Source organism: Flavobacterium sp. IMCC34518 (assembly GCF_027111095.2).
GTDB lineage: Bacteria > Bacteroidota > Bacteroidia > Flavobacteriales > Flavobacteriaceae > Flavobacterium > Flavobacterium praedii.
This window is the reverse complement of record NZ_CP114284.2, coordinates 1612659-1636452: the sequence shown is the minus strand read 5'-3', so window position 1 is coordinate 1636452 and position 23794 is coordinate 1612659. Positions and strand designations below refer to the sequence as shown.

The window sequence follows — 23794 nt, the reverse complement described above, 5'->3', positions numbered from 1 at the left end:
GATACTAATTGGCGTTAATTCCGCGGAAAGCGGTTAAGTCACAATATAAAGTCACATTAAAATTTGCGAATCAGTTGTAAAAATGACCCGTGTATTTGCCCATATTGCCCTTTATTTTAAGATTGCCATTGTACAATTTACTTTGTAACTTTGTGCTTCAAACAATGAAGAAATGAAGAATAAATTAACGCTACTTTTTTTGGTGCTTATGATGCAGTTTTCGTGTAAAAATGACAACGAAGAGCGACTTGCCGATAACCTGAGGGACGCAAAAAAGAAAGAATTAATTTTTACAACTATTAACAAAGGGTGGAATTTTTTTGACAAGCCTATCAATACTGTCTCTGAAGCCAATATGGCTACTTGGCCAGCTTGGAGGGATTTTATGAATGAATTGGCAATTAAACCCAAGAAAACCATTACTGCTTTTCAAAGAAAGTCAAAAACTTTATCTACCAAAGTGATGGCTCTGAATATCAATATTCCCACACAATTTGACACGCCACAAATAAGAAGCAGAATTGCGACATTGACAACTCAAGTCCGAATGTTGGATTTATACATTAATCTCGATAAAGTTTCGGACAAAAAAGTAACAAAGCTTGTTGCAGAAATAAATATTGAGCTAGTTTCATTGCAAAGACAAATGGATAAAATAATTGAAAAAGGCAAAATACCATTGGAAGTTGGAGAATCAGAAATGTTAATGATGCTGGATACCACAAGAGCTATTCCGTCTGGAAGGCCAATGATTCCAGGTAATCCTGGAGGAGCAACTAGTCCAAAAAACCCTAACGAAGCACACGTTGAGTAAAGTGACTATATATTCGGTTTATGATTCTTCTCCCAAAACGGCTCAAATTGTAGCGCACTTACAGGAAAATAATTCTGTAAAAATGCAATTGGATGGTTTGATTGGGTCGGCAGTTTCTTTTGTCATACAGTCTATTTTTAAGAATGCAGAACTTCCTTTTTTAATCGTTTTTAATAATAAAGAAGAAGCAGCCTATTATTTGAACGATTTGGAACAAATGATTGGTGAACAGGATGTGTTGTTTTATCCCGGATCTTTTCGTCGTCCGTATCAAATTGAAGAAACGGACAATGCCAATGTTCTGCTTCGCTCCGAAGTACTTAACAGAATCAATTCTCGTAAAAAACCTGCCGTAATTGTAACGTATCCAGAAGCACTTTTTGAAAAAGTTGTTACGAGACAAAATTTGGATAAAAATACTTTGAAAGTTACTGTTGGCGATAAAATTTCGATTGATTTTCTGAACGAAGTCTTGTTTGAATACGAATTCAAACGAGTAGATTTTATAACAGAACCAGGCGAATTCTCGGTTCGTGGTGGAATAGTTGATGTGTTTTCATTTTCGAACGATAATCCATATCGAATTGAATTTTTTGGCAATGAAGTCGAAAGCATTCGTAGTTTTGATGTGGGCACTCAATTATCATTAGAAAAAAAGAAAAAAATCACCATTATTCCGAATGTTGAGAATAAAATTTTTCAGGAAAATAGAGAGAGTTTTCTAGATTATATAAACGAAAAAACCGTTTTGTTTTTTCAAAATACAGAGAATCTTTTATACGAATTGGACAAGCAATTTGGCAGAGCCGAAGAAGCATTTGAGAAATTGTCCAAGGATATTAAACATGCCACGCCTGAACAATTGTTTGTAAATCAAAAAACATTTGTAAAACGAGCATTGGATTTTTCAGTTGTTGAATTCAATTCCAAGCCCGTTTTTAAAATTCAGAAGAAATTCGAATTTCACATTCAACCACAACCGTCTTTTAACAAACAATTTGATTTGTTGTTGAATAACTTGAGTGAAAATCAATTTAATGGGTTCAAAAATTATCTGTTTTGTTCGAATGAGGCTCAGGCCAAACGCTTCCATGATATATTTGAGACGTTAGACGAAACCAATTCGGAGAATATTCGTAAACAATATAAAACCATCGTATTGCCTTTGTATCAAGGTTTCATCGATCCCGAAAACCAGATTTGCTGTTATACCGATCATCAAATTTTTGAACGTTATCATAAATTTAGCATTAAAAATGGCTATTCAAAAAAGCAAAATTTAACTTTAAAAGAACTGACCACTTTGTCCGTAGGGGATTATGTGACGCATATTGACCACGGAATTGGGAAGTTTGGTGGTTTGCAAAAAATACAAGTTGAAGGCAAAACACAGGAAGCGATCAAGTTGGTGTATGCTGATAATGATATCGTGTACGTCAGCATTCATTCATTACACAAAATATCAAAATATACAGGAAAAGATGGAACGCCACCCAAAATTTATAAATTGGGTTCGAATGCTTGGAAGTCTTTAAAGCAAAAAACAAAGGCTAGAGTCAAAAATATTGCGTTCAATTTGATTCAATTGTATGCCAAACGAAGATTGGAAAAAGGATATCAATTTGCGCCCGATAGTTACTTGCAAAACGAATTGGAAAGTTCTTTTATTTACGAAGACACTCCCGACCAAATCAAATCGACACAAGAAGTCAAAGCCGATATGGAAAGCGAGCGTCCTATGGATCGCTTGGTTTGTGGAGACGTAGGATTTGGCAAAACCGAAGTTGCCATTCGTGCCGCTTTCAAGGCAGTGGATAATTCGAAACAAGTGGCGGTTTTGGTTCCAACCACTATTTTGGCGTACCAACATTACAGAACTTTTAGCGAAAGATTGAAAGATATGCCCGTTTCTATTGGTTACTTAAACCGTTTTAGAACCGCCAAACAAAAAGCCGAAACCCTTAAACAATTGGCCGAAGGAAAACTCGATATTGTCATAGGAACGCATCAATTGGTGAACAAAAATGTAGTTTTCAAAGACCTCGGATTATTGATTGTCGATGAGGAACAAAAGTTTGGTGTTAATGTAAAAGACAAACTCAAAACCATAGCGGCCAATGTTGATACCTTGACTTTGACCGCGACTCCTATTCCGAGAACTTTACAGTTTTCGTTGATGGCAGCACGAGATTTATCGGTTATTACAACACCGCCACCAAACAGATATCCTATAGAAACCAATGTGGTGAGTTTTAATGAAGAATTGATTCGAGATGCGATTTCGTATGAAATTCAGCGAAACGGACAGGTTTTCTTTATCAATAATAGAATAGAAAATATTAAGGAATTTGCCGGAATGATTCAGCGCTTGGTGCCCAACGCCCGAGTAGGGATTGGTCACGGGCAAATGGAAGGCGCGAAGCTAGAAGAATTAATGCTGGCGTTTATGAACGGAGAATTTGATGTTTTGGTAGCCACGACTATTATCGAAAGTGGATTGGACGTTCCGAATGCAAATACCATTTTCATCAATAATGCAAATAATTTTGGTCTGTCAGATTTGCATCAAATGCGAGGTCGAGTAGGGCGTAGCAATAAAAAAGCGTTTTGTTATTTTATCTGTCCGCCGTATTCGCACATGACTGAAGATGCTAGAAAACGAATTCAGGCTTTGGAACAATTCAGCGAATTGGGAAGCGGTTTGAACATTGCCATGAAAGATCTTGAAATTCGTGGAGCAGGAGATTTGTTGGGAGGAGAACAAAGTGGTTTTATCAACGACATAGGTTTTGATACCTACCAAAAAATAATGAACGAGGCCATCGAAGAATTAAAGGAAAATGAATTCAAGGATTTATATCCCGAAGAAAGCAATATAGAAATCAAGGAATATGTAAAAGACCTACAAATCGACACTGATTTTGAGTTGTTGTTTTCAGACGAATACATCAATAATGTCACAGAGCGTTTGAGTTTGTACAACGAATTGGGAACCGTCAAAAACGAAGAAGAATTGATTGTTTTTCAAAATAAACTAATTGACCGTTTTGGCCCAATGCCACCAAGAGCCCTTGCTTTAATGAACAGTATCCGCATCAAATGGATTGCTACTCGCGTGGGTATCGAAAAGCTGGTAATGAAAAAAGGCAAGATGATTGGTTATTTTGTTTCGGATCAGCAATCGGATTATTACCATTCGGCACGTTTTCACAAAGTGATTCAGTTTGTGCAAAAAAATAGCAGTATTTGTGTCATGAAAGAAAAACAAACGCCAGCTGGTCTACGATTGTTATTGACTTTTGATAATGCCAAAACAACCCGAAGATGTTTGGAGTTGATGGAGTTGTTGGGTGGGGAGTAAAGTAAAAAAAACTTCTGGTTTTTTAAAGAAGATGAGGCACTATTTTATTTTGTATATTTGATTTTTACAAATTCATTTCCAATGAAATCAAAATCAATCGAAGAGTTTTACCAAGATATTGTTAGAGATTCCGATATTAAACCAAGCTCGTTATTACCCAGTGGCATCCAAAAAGAAATTGGACATTTTAATGTTTTTAATATTCAAGAACTTTTTGAAAAGATGAAGCAAAAACCGGTTATGCCTTATGACCGAAGAGCTTATTTTAAAATAAGTTTGATACAGGGTAAAAACAGAGTGGAGTATGCCGATCGGGTAATTGATATTGAAGAGAACGCACTTCTATTCGCCACTCCCAAAATCCCGTATCATTATGTGCCACAGGATACAAAGCAGGCAGGTCATTTTTGTGTTTTTACCACTGAGTTCTTGACCAAAGACAAGAGTGGAATTGATTTGGATAAATTACCAATTTTTCAAACGGACGGCTATCCTGTTTTTCAGCTTACGAAAGAGGAAACAATTGCAATAGATCTGATTTTTAAAAAGATACACGACGAAATCAATTCGGATTATGTGTATAAATACGATTTGATTCGAAACTATGTGGCAGAGTTGATTCATTTTGGGCAAAAATTGCAACCAGTAACCGCCTTGTATTCTAAGCACAATTCGGCAGCCAGAGTTTCTTCTTTATTTGCCGAATTACTCGAAAGGCAATTCCCGATTGAATCACCTCACCAACGGTTGGAATTGAAATCGGCCAAAGATTTTGCTACGCGTTTGTCCATTCATGTCAATCATCTCAATAAAGTTTTAAAAGAAAATACAGGTAAAACCACCACCGAATTGATCAGCGACCGATTGATTCATGAAGCCAAAATTTTATTGAAACAAACCGACTGGAATATCTCGGAAATTGCCTACTCCCTCGGATTTGAAGAGTTGGCTCATTTTTCTAATTTTTTCAAGAAACAAACGGCACTGACTCCCTTATCTTTTCGAGTTTAAATAAATTGTTCCGCCAATTTTTTAAATAAAAAAGCACTATAATTCATTTAAGTTGGATAGTTGCTTAATAAGGAATTCTTAAAAATATAATCTGTCAAATCTGCAAAAATTAGCGTAAAAATAATTAATTGGCACTCAGTTTTTGCAGATTTAAAAGCATGGCTTTTTCTGGCTGTTATTTATCTATACAATTTTCTAATTTGAATTTTGCAAATTATCGATTGATTTTTGCAATTCTGGAGCTTACCCTCTGTTCTAATTTTGTCCCATCAATTTAAAACAAAATAAAGATGGAAATTAAAAAAAGTAAAATAGCATTTGTTACAGGAGGAAGCCGCGGTCTAGGAAAAGACATGGCTTTGAATCTAGCTCAAAAAGGGATGGACGTCATTTTAACTTTCAATAGCCAAAAAGAAGAAGCTGAAGAAGTAGTATCCGAAATCGAAAAATTAGGACAAAAAGCAGCCGCCATTCAATTGAATGTTGCTGAGGTGAATAGTTTTGATCTTTTTTTTCAAAAAGTTTCAGCAACTTTAAAAAACACTTTCAATACCGATAAAATCGATTTTTTAATCAACAATGCGGGAGTTGGTCTTCACGAAAGTTTTTCGACAACCACTGCAGCACAATTTGATGATTTGGTTAATATTCAATTCAAAGGCCCCTTTTTTCTAACCCAAAAAGCATTGGAAATATTGAACGATGGCGGCGGAATTGTAAATATTTCATCGGGATTGACTCGTTTTTCATTTCCGGGATATTCAACGTATGCGAGTATGAAAGGTGCAATGGAGACATTGACGAAATACCAAGCAATAGAATTGGGAGCTAGAAAAATTAGAGTGAATGTTGTGGCACCTGGAGCGATAGAAACCGATTTTGGTGGTGGGGTGGTTCGAGACAATGAACAACTAAATCAGTTAGTTGCTTCATTGACCGCTTTAGGTCGTGCTGGTTTGCCAGATGATATTGGAAGCGTTGTTGCCTTTTTGTGTACTGATGATGCCAAATGGGTAAATGGACAGCGCATTGAAGTTTCGGGAGGGATGAATTTGTAATTATCTAAGAAGTAAATTTCAGGTACAGATTTCACTAATTTTCACAAATTACTTAGTGGAAATTAATGAAATCTGTACTTGCTTTTTTTACCTAGTCACTTCCTCAATTAAATAAAAAATAGATTTAAAATCAATTCCACTCATTTTTTCAAAACCAATTTCACAGGTTCTACTGGTAGAATATCCTTCTTTGCAATTGGTAGGAATTTGAGTTTTTAAATCTCGCAAACCATGTTCGTTCAATTCTGGAACTAGAAAACCTCTATCTCCAGCAAAACCACAACAATTGCTGTCAATAATGGTTACATTATTGGCACACAAATTGGATAAGGCAAGGAGTTGGTCCATCTTCCCGATTTTTTTAACAGAGCAAACTGGAAAAACAACTACAGCATCTTTTTTGTTTTTTATAGTCAAAAGGGGCATTACATAATCCAACATAAATTCAATAGGATCTACTATTTTTAAGTCGCTTTTAAACTCTTCTTTCGAATGGTAAAAACAAGGACTCATGTCATACAAAATGGGATGTTTTCCGTTTTCTGAAACTTTGAGTAGGTCTTTTTCTAAAGCTTCTGATTGGGCATGATTGGCTTCGTCAAAACCTTTGCTGGAAAATGGCATTCCACAACAATGCGTGTCTAAAGCTTCAGGATAAATTATAGTAAAACCTGCACGGACCAATAATTGATGAGTAAGGGAAGTCAATTGAAGATCATCCGAATCCTGGAAACTGTTTTTACCCATGCTTCTGTTGATGCAGGAAGGAAAGTAAACGACTTTTAAATCAGTAGTTGTATTCATTTTAATGCTTTTGATTTAAGTTTATTTTATGGGCTCCTTTTGGCATTTCGGGAATCCATTTCGGAAGTTTTCCAAAGGTAATAAAGTGAGCTGCGTTCGATAATGCAGTCATAATAGTGGTTCCAAGAATGGTATGAAAAACCGAAATTATCTTCAATCCAATTCTCAAAATCGCCGTAGTTCCCGCCATGTGAGAACCAATATAAGCAGCCACTTTTTTATCGTTTGAATCCAACTCGGAGGCACGCCATTCTTTTACAAATTTACCGGTATCGATATGAACGGGACATGCCAATGCACAAAGCCCATCGGTTGCACAAGTCTCATCCAGTTGGTATGTGACATCTTTTCGAATGTCGGCCAATCGCTGTGGATTATCCTTTGTACTCTCTAATCGGCTGATTTCTCTGGCAATCACAATGCGTTGTCGTGGGGATAAAGTCAGTCCTTCGGATACGCAATGCGGTTCACAAAATCCGCACTCCATACATTTGTCAATAATAGCATTGGATTCTGGGAGCGGTTTTAAATTTTTGAGATGCGCTTTGGGATCGGGATTGATTAATACATCGGGATTTATTTTATTGTGAGGGTCAAAAATAGTCTTGATGCGTTTCATAATTTCGTAAGCCGCAGTACCCCATTCTTTTTCTACAAAAGGAGCCATGTTTCGTCCTGTTCCATGTTCTGCTTTTAAGGAACCATTAAAACGATCGACTACCAAAACGGCTAATTCGGACATTAATTTTTCATAACGATCGACTTCGGTTTGGTTCGAAAAGTCTTGGGAAAAAACAAAATGCAGGTTTCCTTCTAAAGCATGTCCGAATAAAACCGCATCGTGGTATTCGTATTTTTTAAACAAATCTTTCAGTGCTAAGCAGGCATCAGCTAGTTGAGGTAGTGGGAAAGCTACGTCTTCAATAATAACTGACGTTCCATTTTTTCTGAGTCCGCCAACTGTTGGTAACAATCCTTTTCTAGCTTTCCAATTAAAATAATATTGTTTAGGATCACTTGTAAATTCATATTCCGTAAATGTTGGTATCGACTGAATTTGTAAACGAACAGCTTCCTGTTTTTTATTTAAAATAGCCAAATCATTGTCACGGCATTCTACTAATAAAGCACATGCCGATTCTGGTAATGTTTTAAAATATTCAGGCGCATCATCGTCATTTTCTACAGAACGAATGGATTCCCTATCCAGTAATTCAACCGCAGCAACGGGAGCAGATTTTAATAAAATAGTGGCATTGCAAGCATCCTGTATTGTATTAAAAATGAGTAAGGAACAGGATTTGTGTTTTTCGTCTATAACCGTTTTGAAAGTTACATTCGAAATAAAAGCCAGCGTACCTTCAGACCCTACCATTAAATGCTTTATAATCTCAATTGGTTCTTGATAGTCGACCAAGGCATTGATGCTGTAGCCCGTAGTGTTTTTTATTTTGAATTTATTTTTGATCAAATGATACAGCGTTTCGTTGCTTTTGATTTGGTCTCTGAGATTTTCAATTTCTTGAATTAAAACGATTTTATTTTTTGTAAAAGCATTTACACTCTCCTCATTTGCAGTGTCTAGAATGGTTCCGTCATTCAATACAATTCGGATATCAGCTATGGTTTGATAGGAATTTTGGGCTGTCCCACAACACATTCCACTGGCATTATTGGCAACAATTCCGCCTATCATTGCAGCCCCGATTGAGGCAGGATCAGGACCAATTTTGAGTCCATGAGGAGCCAAATAATTATTGGCTTTGGTACCAATAATTCCAGGGTCTAATTTAATTTTTTGATTGTTCTCCAAAAGCTCAAAACTTTTCCAACCGTGAGTAGCTACTACCAAAACAGAATCTGTAATTGCCTGTCCGGACAAACTAGTTCCTGCCGCACGAAAAGTTAATGCGATATCAAGTGATTTGGCTTGTTTTATAATCTCGATTACTTCCAACTCAGTGTGGGCCAGAATAACAATTTTTGGAATCAGTCTGTAAAAACTAGCATCGGTTCCATAGGCAAGTGTTTGCAACGGATTGGTTAAAATACGTTTGGGATCAATAGTGGCTGATAGTAGGTCTTTTAACTTTTGATAAGAAGGAGCTAACATGGTGATTGTGTTTATAAATAGACTGATTTTATTGCACAGAGGCGTACTCCACACTTTTTGTGATAAAAATGTAAATTTAGGAATTAGCGAATGTTATATCAGGATTTGAACAAAAAAAAACGAAGCAATAAGCTTCGTTTTCAATTATAAGAACTAATTTTTAATTTTTCAAGTCTTTAATCACTTTAAAAGCAACATCTACTTCATTTTCACTAACCAAAATAGTAAATTCATTCGAAGTCGAAATTACCTCATTGATAATAATTCCTTCCCATGCCAAACGTTGAAATATGAAATAATAAATTCCAGGAACAACAATGTTTTCTTTTGGTAATTTAACGGTAATGGAAGCTAAATTATCCAGTTTTTGGATCATTTTTTCAGCAGTAAAATGTTTTTCAACCAAATGATTTACACTATTACTAACCACAATATTAGTCTCGTTTACTCCTTTGGACGAAGTGTAAAAAATATCAGGTAACGAATTGATATCGGTAATTAAGTCAGCTTGTTTGTTCAAAACAGTATCCGAAACGGCAAATGTATAATCAGTCAGTGCAGATCGAACGGTAATTTCACCAATGTTTTTTATTACTTTATTGATTTTATGATTCAATCTAAAATCTAATTCTTCTGTTAGTCTTTTTAGTGCCATTACAACGGCTCCTTGTTTTACTTCTTTTCCAAATTCACTTTCCAATTCGGTCATGATATTTCGGGACAAAGAAGTCAAATTGATGATTCCAAGTGACAATGCATTCAGCAAAAAAGGCTTTGTTTTGATGTAATTTTCAACAATAGATGAAACTGTTTTCATAATGTATAGTGGTTTTTACGTAGTTAGTACTTAGTTTTTGTGTCTAATTTTATTGCAAATATACATAAAAAACAATTTGTTACAAATATAACATTGTTAAATTTCTTTAAAAGTGATAAAAAGCATCTATAAGGTGTTCAATTGCAAAGGATTTCCCTTCTTTATTGATGGCAATAATATCAAAACGGACATCAATATCCAAATCTCTTTCAATTACGTAGGCGTCTACGGCTTTTACTAAGAGTTGAATTTTTTTTGGCTTTACAAAATCTTGAGGCAAACCAAAATCCAATGACGAACGGGTTTTTACTTCTACAATGGCAAGTGTATTTTCGATTTGGGCAATAATATCAATTTCGGCTTTCTGAAACGTCCAATTGGTTTCCAAAATAGTATATCCATTTTTCCGAAGATATTCTACTGCAAGATCTTCTCCCAGCTTTCCCAGTTCATTGTGTTCTGCCATTTTTAAAGTTAGAAATTATTGATATGAAGTTATAAAATAAAAAAAAGAGTAAAATTATTTATTTTTTGAAGCAGAAAGATTAGGCATTTTTGTTAGCATCGTCCCGCTTTTCGTTACAATCTCCCGAAGAAAAATCGGGAGGATTTTCACTGCAATCGGGGCTAGAAGCAAGCATTTTGTCTTTTTTGCCATCATTTAAAAAAGAAAAATAGTAATAATCGAGTTCAGGCAATTATAAAATTGCTTTATTCACTACAATTCCCCCTTTCGAGATTTAGGGGGCTTCAAAAACCACCGTATTACAACTCTCATTCACATCCATAGTCACAATGTTGCCCATGATCAAGGCTCGATTATCGTGAACGTGTCCTGCAGGAAAATTATAAAGAATAGGAATATTGTATTTTTGAGTCACATCTTGCACAATTTCATTGGCATCTTTGCCCCACGGAATATCATTGTCTTTCATTTTGGTCATTCCGCCCACAATGATTCCTTTGATACTTTCGAGGCAACCATTGCGTTTCAAGTTCATCATCATTCGGTCAATATGATAGAGATATTCGTCCAAATCTTCAATAAACAAAATTTTATCAGTACAATCAATAGCCGATTTAGAACCTAACAAACTGTATAAAATCGATAAATTACCACCTACCAATTCTCCGGTTGCTTTACCAAAACGATTCATCGGGAACGGATCAATTTTATATCCCAAAGGATCACCAAACAAAGCTGTTCTCAAACTAGAGATCGATTCGGGAGCTGTTCTTTCAACACTTACCGGCATCGTGCCGTGAATGGATTTGTAGCCCATGGTATTGAGATGATTGTGCAAAACCGTTACATCACTAAATCCAATAACCCATTTTGGGTGCTGTTTGAATTTGGTAAAATCCAGTAAATCAATCATTCGAACCGTACCATAACCGCCACGTGCGCACCAAATTGCTTTGATATTTGGGTTGTCCAATTGCTGTTGAAAATCGGCAGCACGTTGTTCATCTGTTCCTGCCAATTGATTCAAATCTAATCCGATGGTACTCCCAATAACCACTTCCAAACCCCAAGAATGCAGTAAGTCAATAGTAGGTTTCAGGTTGTCATCAACATTTTTTCGGGCTGTTGCCACAATAGCAATGGTGTCGCCTTTTTGCAAATAGGGTGGTGTAATCATGATAGTTTGAGCTTGACTGTTTGTAGATTGTAAAACAAAAATAAGCAATAGAAATTGATACAAAACACATTTGTTTGTCATAAATAGAAATGGATTAGTATGCATGCTTAATTTTTTGGTATAATTTTTTATAAAGACAAAAACAAATATAGACAATTCTAAAACAAACCCAATAATTGTAATCAATTTACTATTTTTACGAAATACAAACCAAATTTTATACCTTAACTAATGATAAGAGCAACCGTTTCATTCTTATTTGTATTTCTTTTTTTATTTAAAGGCAATGCACAGAACAAATCTTTTATCATTCATACTGCTGCCTTTTATAATTTTGAAAATCTTTTTGACACAATTAATGACCCTATTACCAATGATGAAGAATGGACACCAGCGGGAGACCAACATTGGAATACCAAAAAATACCATCAAAAATTAGAAAATTTGGCTCGCGTTTTATCCGAAATTGGAACCTCCGAAAATCCAAATTCCCCAACATTCATAGGCGGTGCCGAAATAGAAAATCAAGACGTTTTGGAAGATTTAATCAAGCAACCCAAACTGATCGACAAGGATTATGGAATCATTCATTTTGATTCTCCCGACAAAAGAGGTATTGATGTCGCCTTGCTGTATCAAAAAAAACAGTTTCAGCCCACCAGTTATTTGAACATTCCATTGTATGTATATAAAGGAGAACAACCGATTAAAGAAGAAGCAAAAACGGATTCATCTGAGAATTTAGAAACCGAAGACGTTATCCAAGTCAGTGCTAAAAACCATCGGGTTTACACTAGAGATCAATTGCTGGTAACTGGTTTTCTAAATGGAGAAGAAATTCACATTATTGTCAATCACTGGCCGTCGCGATCTGGAGGTGAAAAGAAATCGAGTCCATTTCGAGAAGCTGCAGGAGCTTTGAACCGAAAAATCATTGATTCTCTGCAACGCATCAATCCAAATGCGAAGATAATTACCATGGGCGATTTAAACGACAGTCCTTTTAATAATAGTGTAAAAAAAGCATTGGGCGCCAAAGGCAAAGTCCAAGATGTTGATTCCTTTGGAATTTACAACCCTTTCGAAGAAATGGCCAACAAAGGACTCGGAACAATTGCTTTTCGGGATTCTTGGGATATTTTTGACCAAGTCATGGTTTCGGGTTCGCTGTTGCAAAAGGATTACAGCTCCTTTCAATATTGGAAAGCTGGAATTTACAACAAACCTTTTTTAATTCAGAAAAGCGGAAAATACAAAGGGTATCCGTTACGGCATTCCCTCACCGAAATTGGTTTCAGCGACCACTTTCCAGTTTATGTTTATTTGATAAAAGAGAAAAAGTAAAGGTTGCTTAACCGCAAGGGTTCGCAAAGTATTACGCAAAGTTCGCAAAGCTTTGCGGGCATAGCGCTTCCTTTGCGAACCTTGCGGTTAAATAGCTACAATTCAAAACGTTCTCCTTGTTCGGGAAACACTAATTGCACTCCCAAATCATTTTGTTTTTGCAATTGTTCTTTGATTTTTACCCTGTTTTTGGTTGGCGGTTTCAAATGAGTAATGATAATTTTAAAATTCTTCAAAGAACCTTTTCCGCTAAAATCTTCCAGTTTGTGCAATTCTGCCATTAAATAATTGGGAGTTAAATGTCCAAATAGAGAAGAGTCTGGTTGTTCATTTGGAAATGAAACTTCAATGAAAATACCTCTCAACTGTTTGCTTTGAATCAGAGGAGTAATTGTTTTCCATAACTCACTTAAAGTATTGTTTTTTTCAACCAAATCTGGACCTGTATCCCCCAAATACAAAACAGCATCTTTTCCGTTTTGAATCAAAAAGGCAGTGCTCTCAAAAGGATTTCCGTGACTTAAGGGAAAAGCTTTTACAGTCATTGTGGTATTGGTAATTTTCGTTTCCTCCCCGAGAGTAAGCGTTTGAAAATGGTATTTTTTCAATTGAAAACCGGGACCTTCATCTCCAAAATTGGCCCAAGTCTCTCCATTAAAATAATGGTTTTCCATCATTTCCATGCATTTCTTTGTGGTGTAAACCGTTTTGGAAGAATCGGCTGGAGAGTTAATAATCAAACCCGATACATGATCCAAGTGGGCATGAGAAATACAATATCCTTTAATGTATTTTCGCAAAACTTCACTTGCCGAAACTTTGAAAACTTTGTTCGAAATGGCTTTTTCAATACCAGCATTTATAGTTCCGGCATCGAGACAAATGTAATCATGGGTATTTATGGGAGCAACCAAATAGGCCGAAAGATTTGTTTCGTCAATTCCACCTTTTACGCCTAATGGAACGATATCAAATGCTGCTTTTTGAGCAAACAATTGAATGGATATTAAAAACAAACCAATAAAGTATCGATTAATAGAAGTCATGTTTGAAGCTGTTTTAAATTTAATTTCAGTTTATAAAATTACTTCCTTCTTTTTTAATGAAAGTATTTTTTTTGTCAAAAATGACAACATCCGATTAAAAATGCTATAATTTTACTATTCGTGAATCTAAAGGTTGGATGTTTATAAGGAGGTAGGTTTTGTACCGATTTTGATTTTAACATCAAAAGAGTATCAATATTGACCTTAAAATAATATCTTTACGCAAAAATATAACAATTTTAACTAAAAAAGTTACAATGACAACAATAGCAGATCAATTTGGGATGAAAGAGGCATTAGCGCAATTGGGAGTTAAAGCCATAAACGAAGGAACTTCAACAGGGATTAATCATTTTTCAAACGGAGCAATTCTTGAAAGTTTTTCGCCCGTAGATGGTCAATTAATTGCTTCTGTAAAAATGAGTACACCGGCAGATTACGAAAAAGTAATGCAAACGGCTACCGAAGCTTTCAAAACATTTCGATTGATGCCAGCACCGCAACGTGGCGAAATTGTACGTCAGTTTGGAGATAAATTGCGTCAAAATAAAGAAGCTTTAGGGAAATTGGTTTCTTACGAAATGGGGAAATCATTGCAAGAAGGATATGGCGAAGTACAAGAGATGATTGATATCTGTGATTTTGCAGTTGGATTGTCACGTCAATTGCATGGATTAACCATGCACTCCGAACGTCCAGGACACAGAATGTATGAGCAATACCATTCTTTGGGAGTTGTAGGAATCATTTCAGCTTTCAATTTTCCAGTAGCGGTTTGGGCTTGGAATACGGCTTTGGCTTGGATATGTGGTGATGTTTGCGTTTGGAAACCATCAGAGAAAACACCATTGTGTGGAATCGCCTGTCAAAATATTATTGCTGAAGTCATCAAAGAAAATAACCTTCCAGAAGGAATTTCTTGCTTGATCAATGGAGATTATACGATTGGTCAATTAATGACTGCCGACAAACGTGTGCCTTTAATATCGGCTACCGGTTCTACTCGTATGGGTAAAATTGTAGCACAAACTGTTGCAGGTCGTTTAGGAAGATCATTATTGGAATTAGGTGGAAACAATGCAATCATTGTAACGCCAGATGCCGATATCAAAATGACCGTTATCGGTGCTGTTTTTGGAGCCGTTGGAACTGCAGGGCAAAGATGTACATCTACTCGTCGTTTAATCATTCACGAAAGTATTTATGATAAAGTAAAAGATGCCGTAGTATCTGCTTACGGACAATTGAGAATTGGAAATCCATTGGACGAGAAAAATCATGTTGGACCGTTAATCGACAAACAAGCCGTTGAAATGTACAATTCTGCATTAACAAAAGTGGTTGCCGAAGGAGGAAAAATCCTTGTTGAAGGAGGCGTTCTTGCTGGCGAAGGCTACGAAAGCGGTTGTTATGTAAAACCTGCAATAGCCGAAGCGCAAAATTCATTCGAAATTGTACAGCACGAAACGTTTGCTCCCGTTTTATACTTAATTAAATATTCTGGAACTATAGAGAATGCAATTGATGTTCAAAACGGAGTGGCTCAAGGATTATCTTCTGCAATTATGACCAACAATTTGCGTGAAGCAGAACATTTCTTATCTGTAGTAGGATCGGATTGTGGAATTGCCAATGTAAATATAGGAACTTCAGGAGCCGAAATTGGTGGTGCTTTTGGTGGAGAAAAAGAAACAGGTGGCGGTAGAGAATCTGGTTCTGATGCTTGGAAAGTGTATATGCGTCGTCAAACCAATACAATTAATTACACCACAAGTTTACCTTTGGCACAAGGAATCAAATTTGATTTGTAGTACTTATAATTTTTTGAATCTCATTAGGAGTTCGTAAATAAAAAGAGCCGTCTAAATTTTTACTTTTAGACGGCTCTTTTATTGGTTTTACTTTTTTATAATTTAAAACTTAATCTACCAAAATAGTAAGCACCTGTTGTTCCCATTTGGACTGGAGCATATTTAAAAACTCCAAAATAGCTGTTCTCATAAACTTGTCTGTCTGGGAAAACATCAAATAAATTATTAGCACCTAAAACAAATTGGATTTTAGGAGTTATTTTATAGGCCACTGATAGGTCGGTTACTGTTTTTCCTTTGTGGGTTTGAGAAATTCCAAAAGGAAATCCGTTTCGAATAACTTCACCAAAATAAGTATTTCTTACTAAAAAGTTGAATTTATTTATGGCGTAATTTAAAGATAGTGTTCCTTTATTTTTTGGGGTGTTGGTTTCTATCAAACTTCTTTCCTGAGGACCATAATACACATCTTCTTGACCAATGAAGATAGAAGGAATATTATTTAATTTATCATCTACTTTATTTTCGTTGAAGTTGTATAATAACGAAACGGCAAGGTTTCCATTTCCTATATTCATGTCATAATCTGCCACAAAATCGATACCTTTAGTTGAAGTATTAATGGCATTGGTAAAGAAACGACCCGTTTGTGCACCATACGTTTCAAATAATGCTTGTAGTTCTGGAACTGGATCGCCATAAGGATCATTCCCTAAATTTCCAGTTAGGATAATTCTATTGTCTATTTTAATTTGATAAGCATCAACTGTAAAATGTAAATTTTTTAGTGGAGAATATACAATTCCAAAACTGTAATTTTTAGAAGTTTCTTCTTTTAATTCAGGAATTCCAAGTTGTTTGGCAATATCACTATCGTTTCTAAAAATACCCGAATTTAAATTTTTTCCATCTACAATATCAGTTGCAATATTATTGAAATATTGTTGTTGCAATGATGGAGCTCTAAATCCTGTACTTATAGAGGCACGTACAAAAAAGGTATCCGTAATTTTATATCTAGAAGATAGTTTTCCATTAAACGTATTTCCAAAATCAGAATAATTTTCAAAACGTCCTGCAACACCTACCAAAAATTTATCTGAAAAATCTACTTCAACATCAGTGTAGATACTAAAGTTATTTCTCTTTTGGTTTACCTCATTCAAAGGAGAAAATCCTGGGAAAGATTGTGCACCACCATTAATATAAGAAGCCTCTTCGCCTTTACTAATTTGGAATTTTTCTGTACGGTATTCTGTTCCAAAAGCAAATCTCAATTCGTTAAAAATAGTTTTAAACGAACGAGAAATATCGGCATTCAAAGTGTTTTGTAAAAAAGAGTGATTTCCGGCATTAAAATCAGTTGGACTATTTACGCCTAAAGAAAAATTATTGGTATTAGACACTTCATATTTAAATACATTTTGACCTACAGTATTACTAACGTCTAATTTCCAATCTGAAAATTTAAATCTCAAACCCGAAATCAATGAGGCATCAGAGATGTCCGATTTTAATTCTGGTTGAAAGCCAAAAGGGAATAATTCTGGCACAACATTTTCGGTCTCACTTGGTAAACGTCTAAATCCAAAACCAGTACCATTTCTTTGGCTAAAACCACCTGAAGCGTAAAATTCGATATTTTGGCTTAAAGGAATCATTGAATTTACAAATCCTTGTATGTTTTGTATTTTGGCATCACCAATTTGAAAATTAAAATCATCTCGAGAAAGACCTGAAGCCGCAAGTAAATCATCGTCTATTTGGCGTGCATTTGGATTACTGAAATCGTATGCAAAATAATTATCATAAGCAGATTGATCAAAAATAATTAAATTATGATTTTGAGAACGATTCGTTTTTTCACGATTGTTAAATTCGGCGGTTAGATTGATAAAACCTCCTTTATCACCCAATTTATGACCGTAATTCAAATTCAAGTTGGTTGTTTGTCCATCGTTTCGAGAAGTTTGCCCATAAGTAGTATTGACTTCCAATCCTGAATTTTCTTTTAAAACTAAATTAATAACTCCTGCAATTGCATCGGAGCCATATTGTGCAGCAGATCCATCACGAAGTACCTCAATACGTTTTATCGCAGATGCCGGAATGGCACTTAAATCAGTTCCTACAGATCCATTACCTGTTGTATTTTGATAATTGACTAATGACGTAGTGTGCCTTCTTTTACCATTTATCAAAACCAAAGTTTGATCTGGACCTAAACCTCGTAACGACGCAGGGTCAATATGTTCGGTTCCATCAGAAGAGGATTGACGATTCGAATTAAAAGCGGGAATCATATACGTTAAGATGTCGTTTATGCTTGTTTGTGGCGTAACGTTTCTAATTTTCGCTAAATTCACGACATCAATGGGAACTGTAGTTTCGAGCTTACTTTTATTCGGGTTTCGGCTACCAACTATTACAATCTCATCAAGCGTATTGTCTTGTGCAATCAGTTGAATTTCGGTATTATCACCTTTAACTTCAACATGTTTCGAGTTATAACCAATCAAAGAAACTATTAAAACGGCAGTGTTTGTTGGTGCCGTAATAGTGAATTTTCCAAACGCATCACTTGAAGCGCTAGTGTTAGTTCCTTTGACAACAATTGTTGCCGATTCTAATGGATTTCCTTTTTCATTCGTCAGAATTCCGGATATAACATGGGTCTGACCGTAGAATTGTGCGCTGAAGAAAAATAGTAATAAAGGAATAATAGTTTTAGTAATTTTTTCCATACTTTTTTGTTATTGATTTTAATTAATTTAAAAACATAAACCCTCTGTTTTTGGCAGAGGGTTTATTGTCTATTTTAATGATTTAAAATGATGCAATACGATTACTCTGCAGAAGTTCCCCACATCATCATACAAATATTACATATTAGTAATTTCATTTTTTTTCGATTTTTTTCTGCTACAAATTAAATGTTTTTTTTTATTTAAAAAAAACAAACAGCAATAAAAATAGTGGTAGTTACAAAGTTGAGTTAATTGTAAACGCTAAGTAAAATAGCTTTTTTCAAATTTTTGAAATTGAGAATTCACTCAAAATAGAATATATTTGCAAAAATTATAAAGTATAAAAATATGAAATTACGTTTTCTAATCCTTTTGTGTGCCTTTTCTTTTTATGGTTTTTCACAAAACAATGTACTGGTTTTCCAGTCGGATTTTGGCACAAAAGATGGAGCAGTTTCTGCTATGAAAGGAGTTGCCTTAGGGGTTTCTACAGATATCAAAATATTTGATTTGACACATGAAATACCTGCATTTAATATTTGGGAAGCATCTTATCGTCTATCTCAGACGGCTCAGTATTATCCAGCAGGAACTGTTTTTGTTTCTGTTTGCGATCCTGGAGTTGGTACTTCAAGACACTCCGTAGTTCTGCTTACAAAATCAGGGCATTATTTTGTTACGCCAGATAATGGTACTTTGACTTTGATTTCAGAACAATTAGGAATACAAGAAATTAGAGAAATTGATGAAGTTAAAAACCGTCGTAAAAATTCGAATGAATCTTATACTTTTCACGGTCGTGATGTATATGCTTACACGGGTGCAAGACTGGCTTCCAAAGCAATCAAGTTTGAAGAAGTTGGGCCTAAATTGCCAAATGAGGTTGTAAAAATACCATACCAAAAACCTGTTTTTGAAAATGGAATTATTAAAGGCGGTATTCCAATTTTAGATATTCAATATGGCAATGTTTGGACAAACATTGATAAAAAAACATTTGAGAACCTAAATTTAAAATCGGGTGATTTTGTAAAAGTGCAACTATTTAAAGGAACCGAAAAAGTATATGACAATCAATTACAATTAGTAAACACTTTTGGACAAGTTGCTGTTAACAATGACATTTGCTACTTTAATAGTCTTTTGAATTTTTCATTAGCTGTAAATCAAGGTAGTTTTTCTGAAAAACATAAAATTTATAGTGGATCAGAATGGAGTATCATTATAAGTAAATAATTGATATTGCATCTGTTTATATAAATATTAATTTCCAATAAAAAAGCGTCTTGTTTTAATCAACAAGACGCTTTTTCTTTTACTATAAATTCAGCTTACATACTAAATGAAGCACCAATATTGAATGTGAATTGATTGTTTAAATTTTCAAATCCTGAAGCATCCGTATTGTATTTTGCAATTGGGAACCCAGCTTCGGTAAAAAGTCCAAATCCTTCTGTAAAGAAATATCGTGCTCCAATATGTGCACCAAAGTTTTTTAGACCTAAATTCAAACCTGGATAAATGTCTAATTTTTCGTCAATGTTAAGGACACTTCCTAAGTTAGCATTGATTCTAAATTTGGCATCAAAACGATCGTGAAATTCAGGTGTTTGTCCTAAAACTTCATCTACATTCAATAAGTATGAACCAACTAAGCCATACGATAAGTTTTCACCTAATCCAAAATCAGTTGAAATTTGAATTCCAGTTCCACCATTTTGAAGGTTTGCTCCAACATTAAATCTAGCATCTCCTTTTCCTTTAAAGGCTTGTTGTGCATTGGTTAAACCAAAAGTAACCAACGCTAAAAGTGTTATAATTTTTTTCATAAATATAAAAATAGGTAATAAATTTTTACAAATATAGTATTTACATTTTATTTCTACCTTTCTCGTTCGGATATAAAGTTGGTAAAGGTTCACTTTGCCAAAATTCTTTGGTGTCCACATCCATTATCGTTAATGGCCCTTTGAAAGCTGCACTAGTGTCAATATTCCAGATATTGGCTTTTTGAACGGGAGTGGTTTGACCAATTCGTGAAACAGGAGTATGGCCAATATAAATCTCTTTGTATAATGTGAATCGTTTGGGATAGTACAAATGATCTGGTTTCATATTTGGATCCAATGCCAATGCAGTTTCCCAAAGTGTTCGATCCCAGTAAAATAATTTAGGGAAATATTCGAATATAACTCCGTTCATATTAGTAAATCCAGCATGGATAAACATCCTATTTTGCTCGTCCAAATAATAATTCTCCAATGATTCTAAGAATTTTATATGCTTATTTTTGGTTTCACCATTCACATTTTGATATGCCAAAACAGTAGCTTCTCCGCCATGTTGGTACCATTGTTCATTGTCTTTGCTGTCTTTGAGCCATTCTCGTAACAATTCGTCATGATTTCCTCTTATGCAAATAATGTCATGTGTTTTTTTTAATTCAATCAAAAAATCGATTACTTGTGGTGATTGACTCCACCCATCTACATAATCTCCCAAGAAAATAAGTTTGTCTTTCGGGCTTACATTAGCTCTCTCCATTATTTGGTGCAATGCTCTCAAGCCACCATGTATATCTCCTATTACTAATGTTCTCATTTTATGCGGTATTTGTTCTTTTGCAAAAATAAGGGAAAAGAAGTGTGTTTTCTGCTTTTTTTAATAGAGATGATACAAGTGACTTCATTTTGATGATTTTAAGTTTTTATTAAGAATAAATCCGTTGAATTGCTTGTTATATCCGTTGAATTCTAAGCTTGTATGGTGTTATGGTATATTATTTTTAAGTACATTTGACTTTCAAAAATATCACTGTTTTTAGTGATTGCTCAGTATAAAGAATCATTGTAATTTTACTTAAAATTTATAAAATGAACGCACTTCTTACCTTATTGCTATTAATGACCAATTTTATTTGCCAAGTTATAAATGAAATAGTGGTTTGGATAACAGGATTATTCAGTTAAGCAACTCAGCTGTTTTTTATTGAACATCATATTTCATTTTTCTTAGTATGCGGAGTGCTTCTTTAAAAGAAAGGTAAACTTGTGAAAACGGTTTTAATAGCAGTTTTGCATCAATTAGTTTTTGCTTGGCATCTTCAAAACCATTGAGGTAGCATATCATAAAAGTAGAGGGCAAATTATTCAAATCTTTTCTTTCCCGATCCGATAATTTAATATTTTTTTCAAGTTTTCCTAGTAAGGCTAAATTTGAATTGTAGATATGGTAAAGCATTTTTTTGTTATATTCTGGCGGCTCAAAAAGTATTTTTCGATCAATGTTATAATAGCCATTTTCCTGAAAACGGATGGTTTGTTGTTCAAGAGGGTAATAACTGGTTCTATCGTTCAAACCTAACGGTACATATTCAACAATGGTAAAACTATCGTCATCATAACTAATCTCAACGACATCTTGAGCCGAATAAAACAGCTTAACTTGTTCGTTAATTAATTCAATATCCACTCGGGACAAATAGGTTTTGTTTCTTGATTTTTTTGTAATTCCAGCCCAGCACATTACAAATAGTTCTTTAAAAACTTTATATTTTGGACTCATGTCTTTGTGGCGAAAATTCATAAAATCAATTACGCCATCCAGTGTATATTTGATACTGTTTCTCGAATTGTTTTCGATGCCAATTACGGTTTCAATATTCTGAAAATTCTTCTCAATTTCTCCTTTCGCTGGCATTGTATTACTGCCTTGTCTGATAAAAACACTATTGATAGGAATGGTATGAATTCCTTTTTTAAAATAGGATGTTTTATTATTGGGTTTTATCGTTACAAGGCCAACTACTTTGTCCTTTGGTAAATTAGGGAAAGGGACATTTTCGTATTGAATTTTGGGTGGATTTTCAAGAAAAGCATTCACTAAATTTTGAATTCTGCTATCATCAAAAAAATCATCTCCAACAATTTGATTGTTCTCATCTTCTACACCCACAACGATGTATGAATTATTGGTCGGATTCGAATTCGATAAGGCACAAATGTGCTTCAAAAATTTGGCTTTTCCTTCTCTTGAGTGCAAATTCAACTGCCTTTTTTTATCATAGAAACTGCTCTCATCGTTGTGAGCCAGTAAGTTTTTGATAAGAATACGCTTATTGATCATTTGAACTTTGCAATTTTTATGAATACTTTAAATCTTCTAATTTATTAATGAACCATTCTATTTTGCAACTAAATATTAAAAATAGCTATGGAATTTCATTTCCAGTACTCGCTGTCCAAAGTGCAAACCAATCCTGCAAATCCATTTCAACGGTTGTGGCTTTCATCAAAAGCGAAAGTCTCTTTTTGTCTGAGGTGCCACAAACGGGTAAGATTCCTGCAGGATGTTTTATGATCCATGCCAATAAAATGATATCCTCAGACACATTATATTTAGCAGCCAATTCATGAGTTACTTTCTTAATACGTTGTGATTGTTCATTCTCATTTCGAAAAACGGTTCCAAGTGGTGACCAGCACATAGGCGTGATTCGGTTGGTTTGCATGTGATCCAAACTGCCATCGAGCATTGGTTCTAAATGGGTAATTGAAAACTCAATTTGATTGTAATTAATTTTTGTTTTTGTTTCAATCAAATTGCTTTGACTTGGTGTAAAATTAGAAACACCAAAATCTAATATTTTTCCCTCAATTTTAAGCTTTTCAACGGCTTCAGCAATTTCATCTGCTTGTATCAGTGGACTTGGTCTATGCAATAGCAAAAGATCCAAATAATCCGTTTGCAAATTTTTTAAAGATAGCTCTGCTGAGGCTATGATATATGCTTTTGAATATTGATAATGTTTGATAGTATTTTTTCTGCTTTCAGAGACCATTTGGATCCCACATTTAGAAATCAATTGGATGTCTTTACGGTTGATTTTACTTTCGTTAAATGCTTTTCCAAAGGCTTCTTCTGTAGTATATCCCCCATAAATATCGGCATGATCAAAGGTTGAAATGCCATTTTCAAGGCATATATTCATTAGTTCTATCATTTGTTCAGTGGTGCAGTTTTTGCCCCAAACTCCCCAAGTCATTGTGCCTGCAATAATTTTTGAAAAAGGTATTTTGCTCATGGTTTCATTTTTAGATTACCCCTTGAAAATTAGGGGTTTATTCAACTAATTTGAAGTTAATTTTTTTTAGTTCTTAAAAATAGACAAATACAATCATAATTCGTCCTTAAAATTAGGGGATTTGTCGAAGTTTTAACCATTC

Annotated in this window: 18 protein-coding genes; 7 read left to right on the top strand and 11 right to left on the bottom strand. The window is 34.7% G+C overall.

Going from position 1 to position 23794, the window contains the following annotated elements; all coding sequences use genetic code 11:
* Positions 1–172: 172 nt before the first annotated feature.
* The 4 genes from OZP06_RS07185 to OZP06_RS07170 all read left to right on the top strand — a co-directional run bounded on the left by OZP06_RS07185 (position 173) and on the right by OZP06_RS07170 (position 6244).
* Positions 173–814, top strand: a complete 642-nt coding sequence (locus OZP06_RS07185) for a hypothetical protein (RefSeq protein WP_281324415.1) — start codon at positions 173–175, stop codon at positions 812–814.
* Complete coding sequence (gene mfd, locus OZP06_RS07180; protein ID WP_281324414.1) at positions 807–4175, top strand: transcription-repair coupling factor; 3369 nt, start codon at positions 807–809, stop codon at positions 4173–4175. Before OZP06_RS07185 ends, mfd begins: the two co-directional genes overlap by 8 nt.
* A gap of 81 nt (positions 4176–4256) precedes the next feature.
* Positions 4257–5186 (top strand): AraC family transcriptional regulator, encoded by a 930-nt coding sequence (locus OZP06_RS07175; RefSeq protein WP_269224281.1) that lies wholly within the window; start codon positions 4257–4259, stop codon positions 5184–5186.
* A 290-nt stretch (positions 5187–5476) separates the two neighbouring features.
* Positions 5477–6244, top strand: coding sequence for an SDR family oxidoreductase (locus OZP06_RS07170; protein ID WP_269224280.1), 768 nt, complete (start codon positions 5477–5479; stop codon positions 6242–6244).
* 87 nt (positions 6245–6331) lie between these two features.
* On the opposite strand, the gene OZP06_RS07165 is transcribed toward OZP06_RS07170, so the two are convergent.
* The 5 genes from OZP06_RS07165 to OZP06_RS07145 form a co-directional block, all read right to left on the bottom strand.
* Positions 6332–7048, bottom strand: a complete 717-nt coding sequence (locus tag OZP06_RS07165; protein ID WP_281238469.1) for a (Fe-S)-binding protein — start codon at positions 7046–7048, stop codon at positions 6332–6334.
* A 1-nt stretch (position 7049) separates the two neighbouring features.
* Positions 7050–9161 (bottom strand): FAD-binding and (Fe-S)-binding domain-containing protein, encoded by a 2112-nt coding sequence (locus OZP06_RS07160; protein WP_269224278.1) that lies wholly within the window; start codon positions 9159–9161, stop codon positions 7050–7052.
* A 160-nt stretch (positions 9162–9321) separates the two neighbouring features.
* The gene (locus OZP06_RS07155; RefSeq protein WP_269224277.1) at positions 9322–9978 is read right to left on the bottom strand and encodes an aspartate kinase; all 657 of its coding nucleotides are present in this window, start codon (positions 9976–9978) and stop codon (positions 9322–9324) included.
* Positions 9979–10084: 106 nt separating this feature from the next.
* Entirely contained in the window at positions 10085–10444 is a 360-nt protein-coding gene (locus tag OZP06_RS07150; protein ID WP_281238471.1) for a YraN family protein, read from the bottom strand.
* Between the two features lie 274 nt (positions 10445–10718).
* Positions 10719–11621 carry an LD-carboxypeptidase gene (locus OZP06_RS07145; RefSeq protein ID WP_281324512.1) on the bottom strand — a complete coding sequence of 301 codons (903 nt, stop codon included), beginning with the start codon at positions 11619–11621 and terminating at the stop codon, positions 10719–10721.
* 231 nt (positions 11622–11852) lie between these two features.
* Here OZP06_RS07145 and OZP06_RS07140 point away from each other — a divergent pair, with 231 nt between their 5' ends.
* Entirely contained in the window at positions 11853–12965 is a 1113-nt protein-coding gene (locus OZP06_RS07140; protein WP_281324413.1) for an endonuclease/exonuclease/phosphatase family protein, read from the top strand.
* A 95-nt stretch (positions 12966–13060) separates the two neighbouring features.
* Here the strand turns inward: OZP06_RS07140 and OZP06_RS07135 are convergent, their stop codons facing one another.
* Positions 13061–14011 carry a 3',5'-cyclic-nucleotide phosphodiesterase gene (locus OZP06_RS07135; RefSeq protein WP_269224276.1) on the bottom strand — a complete coding sequence of 317 codons (951 nt, stop codon included), beginning with the start codon at positions 14009–14011 and terminating at the stop codon, positions 13061–13063.
* A gap of 257 nt (positions 14012–14268) precedes the next feature.
* On the opposite strand from OZP06_RS07135, the gene OZP06_RS07130 reads away from it, so the two are divergent.
* The gene (locus OZP06_RS07130; RefSeq protein ID WP_269224275.1) at positions 14269–15822 is read left to right on the top strand and encodes an aldehyde dehydrogenase family protein; all 1554 of its coding nucleotides are present in this window, start codon (positions 14269–14271) and stop codon (positions 15820–15822) included.
* A gap of 95 nt (positions 15823–15917) precedes the next feature.
* Here OZP06_RS07130 and OZP06_RS07125 read toward each other — a convergent pair whose 3' ends face one another.
* Positions 15918–18566: a TonB-dependent receptor gene (locus OZP06_RS07125; protein ID WP_281324412.1), complete on the bottom strand. Its 2649-nt coding sequence runs from the start codon at positions 18564–18566 to the stop codon at positions 15918–15920.
* 351 nt (positions 18567–18917) lie between these two features.
* Here OZP06_RS07125 and OZP06_RS07120 point away from each other — a divergent pair, with 351 nt between their 5' ends.
* A complete protein-coding gene (locus OZP06_RS07120; RefSeq protein ID WP_269224273.1) occupies positions 18918–19805 on the top strand; it encodes an S-adenosyl-l-methionine hydroxide adenosyltransferase family protein in 888 nt (295 codons plus the stop codon).
* A 95-nt stretch (positions 19806–19900) separates the two neighbouring features.
* Here the strand turns inward: OZP06_RS07120 and OZP06_RS07115 are convergent, their stop codons facing one another.
* The 4 genes from OZP06_RS07115 to OZP06_RS07100 form a co-directional block, all read right to left on the bottom strand.
* Positions 19901–20398: a DUF6646 family protein gene (locus OZP06_RS07115; protein ID WP_269224272.1), complete on the bottom strand. Its 498-nt coding sequence runs from the start codon at positions 20396–20398 to the stop codon at positions 19901–19903.
* 40 nt (positions 20399–20438) lie between these two features.
* Positions 20439–21170: a metallophosphoesterase family protein gene (locus tag OZP06_RS07110; protein ID WP_269224271.1), complete on the bottom strand. Its 732-nt coding sequence runs from the start codon at positions 21168–21170 to the stop codon at positions 20439–20441.
* Between the two features lie 384 nt (positions 21171–21554).
* Positions 21555–22694, bottom strand: coding sequence for an ATP-binding protein (locus tag OZP06_RS07105; protein ID WP_269224270.1), 1140 nt, complete (start codon positions 22692–22694; stop codon positions 21555–21557).
* Positions 22695–22779: 85 nt separating this feature from the next.
* Positions 22780–23652 (bottom strand): aldo/keto reductase, encoded by an 873-nt coding sequence (locus OZP06_RS07100; protein WP_269224269.1) that lies wholly within the window; start codon positions 23650–23652, stop codon positions 22780–22782.
* Positions 23653–23794 lie beyond the last annotated feature (142 nt).

Excerpts from the sequence above, each read along its gene's own strand:
- OZP06_RS07150 (WP_281238471.1), bottom strand. The coding sequence starts at position 10,444 with ATGGCAGAACACAATGAACTGGGAAAGCTGGGAGAAGATCTTGCAGTA.
- OZP06_RS07155 (WP_269224277.1), bottom strand. The coding sequence starts at position 9,978 with ATGAAAACAGTTTCATCTATTGTTGAAAATTACATCAAAACAAAGCCT.
- OZP06_RS07185 (WP_281324415.1), top strand. The coding sequence starts at position 173 with ATGAAGAATAAATTAACGCTACTTTTTTTGGTGCTTATGATGCAGTTT.
- OZP06_RS07160 (WP_269224278.1), bottom strand. The coding sequence starts at position 9,161 with ATGTTAGCTCCTTCTTATCAAAAGTTAAAAGACCTACTATCAGCCACT.
- OZP06_RS07115 (WP_269224272.1), bottom strand. The coding sequence starts at position 20,398 with ATGAAAAAAATTATAACACTTTTAGCGTTGGTTACTTTTGGTTTAACC.
- OZP06_RS07100 (WP_269224269.1), bottom strand. The coding sequence starts at position 23,652 with ATGAGCAAAATACCTTTTTCAAAAATTATTGCAGGCACAATGACTTGG.
- OZP06_RS07105 (WP_269224270.1), bottom strand. The coding sequence starts at position 22,694 with ATGATCAATAAGCGTATTCTTATCAAAAACTTACTGGCTCACAACGAT.
- OZP06_RS07130 (WP_269224275.1), top strand. The coding sequence starts at position 14,269 with ATGACAACAATAGCAGATCAATTTGGGATGAAAGAGGCATTAGCGCAA.
- OZP06_RS07110 (WP_269224271.1), bottom strand. The coding sequence starts at position 21,170 with ATGAGAACATTAGTAATAGGAGATATACATGGTGGCTTGAGAGCATTG.
- OZP06_RS07145 (WP_281324512.1), bottom strand. The coding sequence starts at position 11,621 with ATGATTACACCACCCTATTTGCAAAAAGGCGACACCATTGCTATTGTG.
- OZP06_RS07165 (WP_281238469.1), bottom strand. The coding sequence starts at position 7,048 with ATGAATACAACTACTGATTTAAAAGTCGTTTACTTTCCTTCCTGCATC.
- OZP06_RS07175 (WP_269224281.1), top strand. The coding sequence starts at position 4,257 with ATGAAATCAAAATCAATCGAAGAGTTTTACCAAGATATTGTTAGAGAT.
- OZP06_RS07170 (WP_269224280.1), top strand. The coding sequence starts at position 5,477 with ATGGAAATTAAAAAAAGTAAAATAGCATTTGTTACAGGAGGAAGCCGC.
- OZP06_RS07140 (WP_281324413.1), top strand. The coding sequence starts at position 11,853 with ATGATAAGAGCAACCGTTTCATTCTTATTTGTATTTCTTTTTTTATTT.
- OZP06_RS07125 (WP_281324412.1), bottom strand. The coding sequence starts at position 18,566 with ATGGAAAAAATTACTAAAACTATTATTCCTTTATTACTATTTTTCTTC.
- OZP06_RS07135 (WP_269224276.1), bottom strand. The coding sequence starts at position 14,011 with ATGACTTCTATTAATCGATACTTTATTGGTTTGTTTTTAATATCCATT.
- OZP06_RS07120 (WP_269224273.1), top strand. The coding sequence starts at position 18,918 with ATGAAATTACGTTTTCTAATCCTTTTGTGTGCCTTTTCTTTTTATGGT.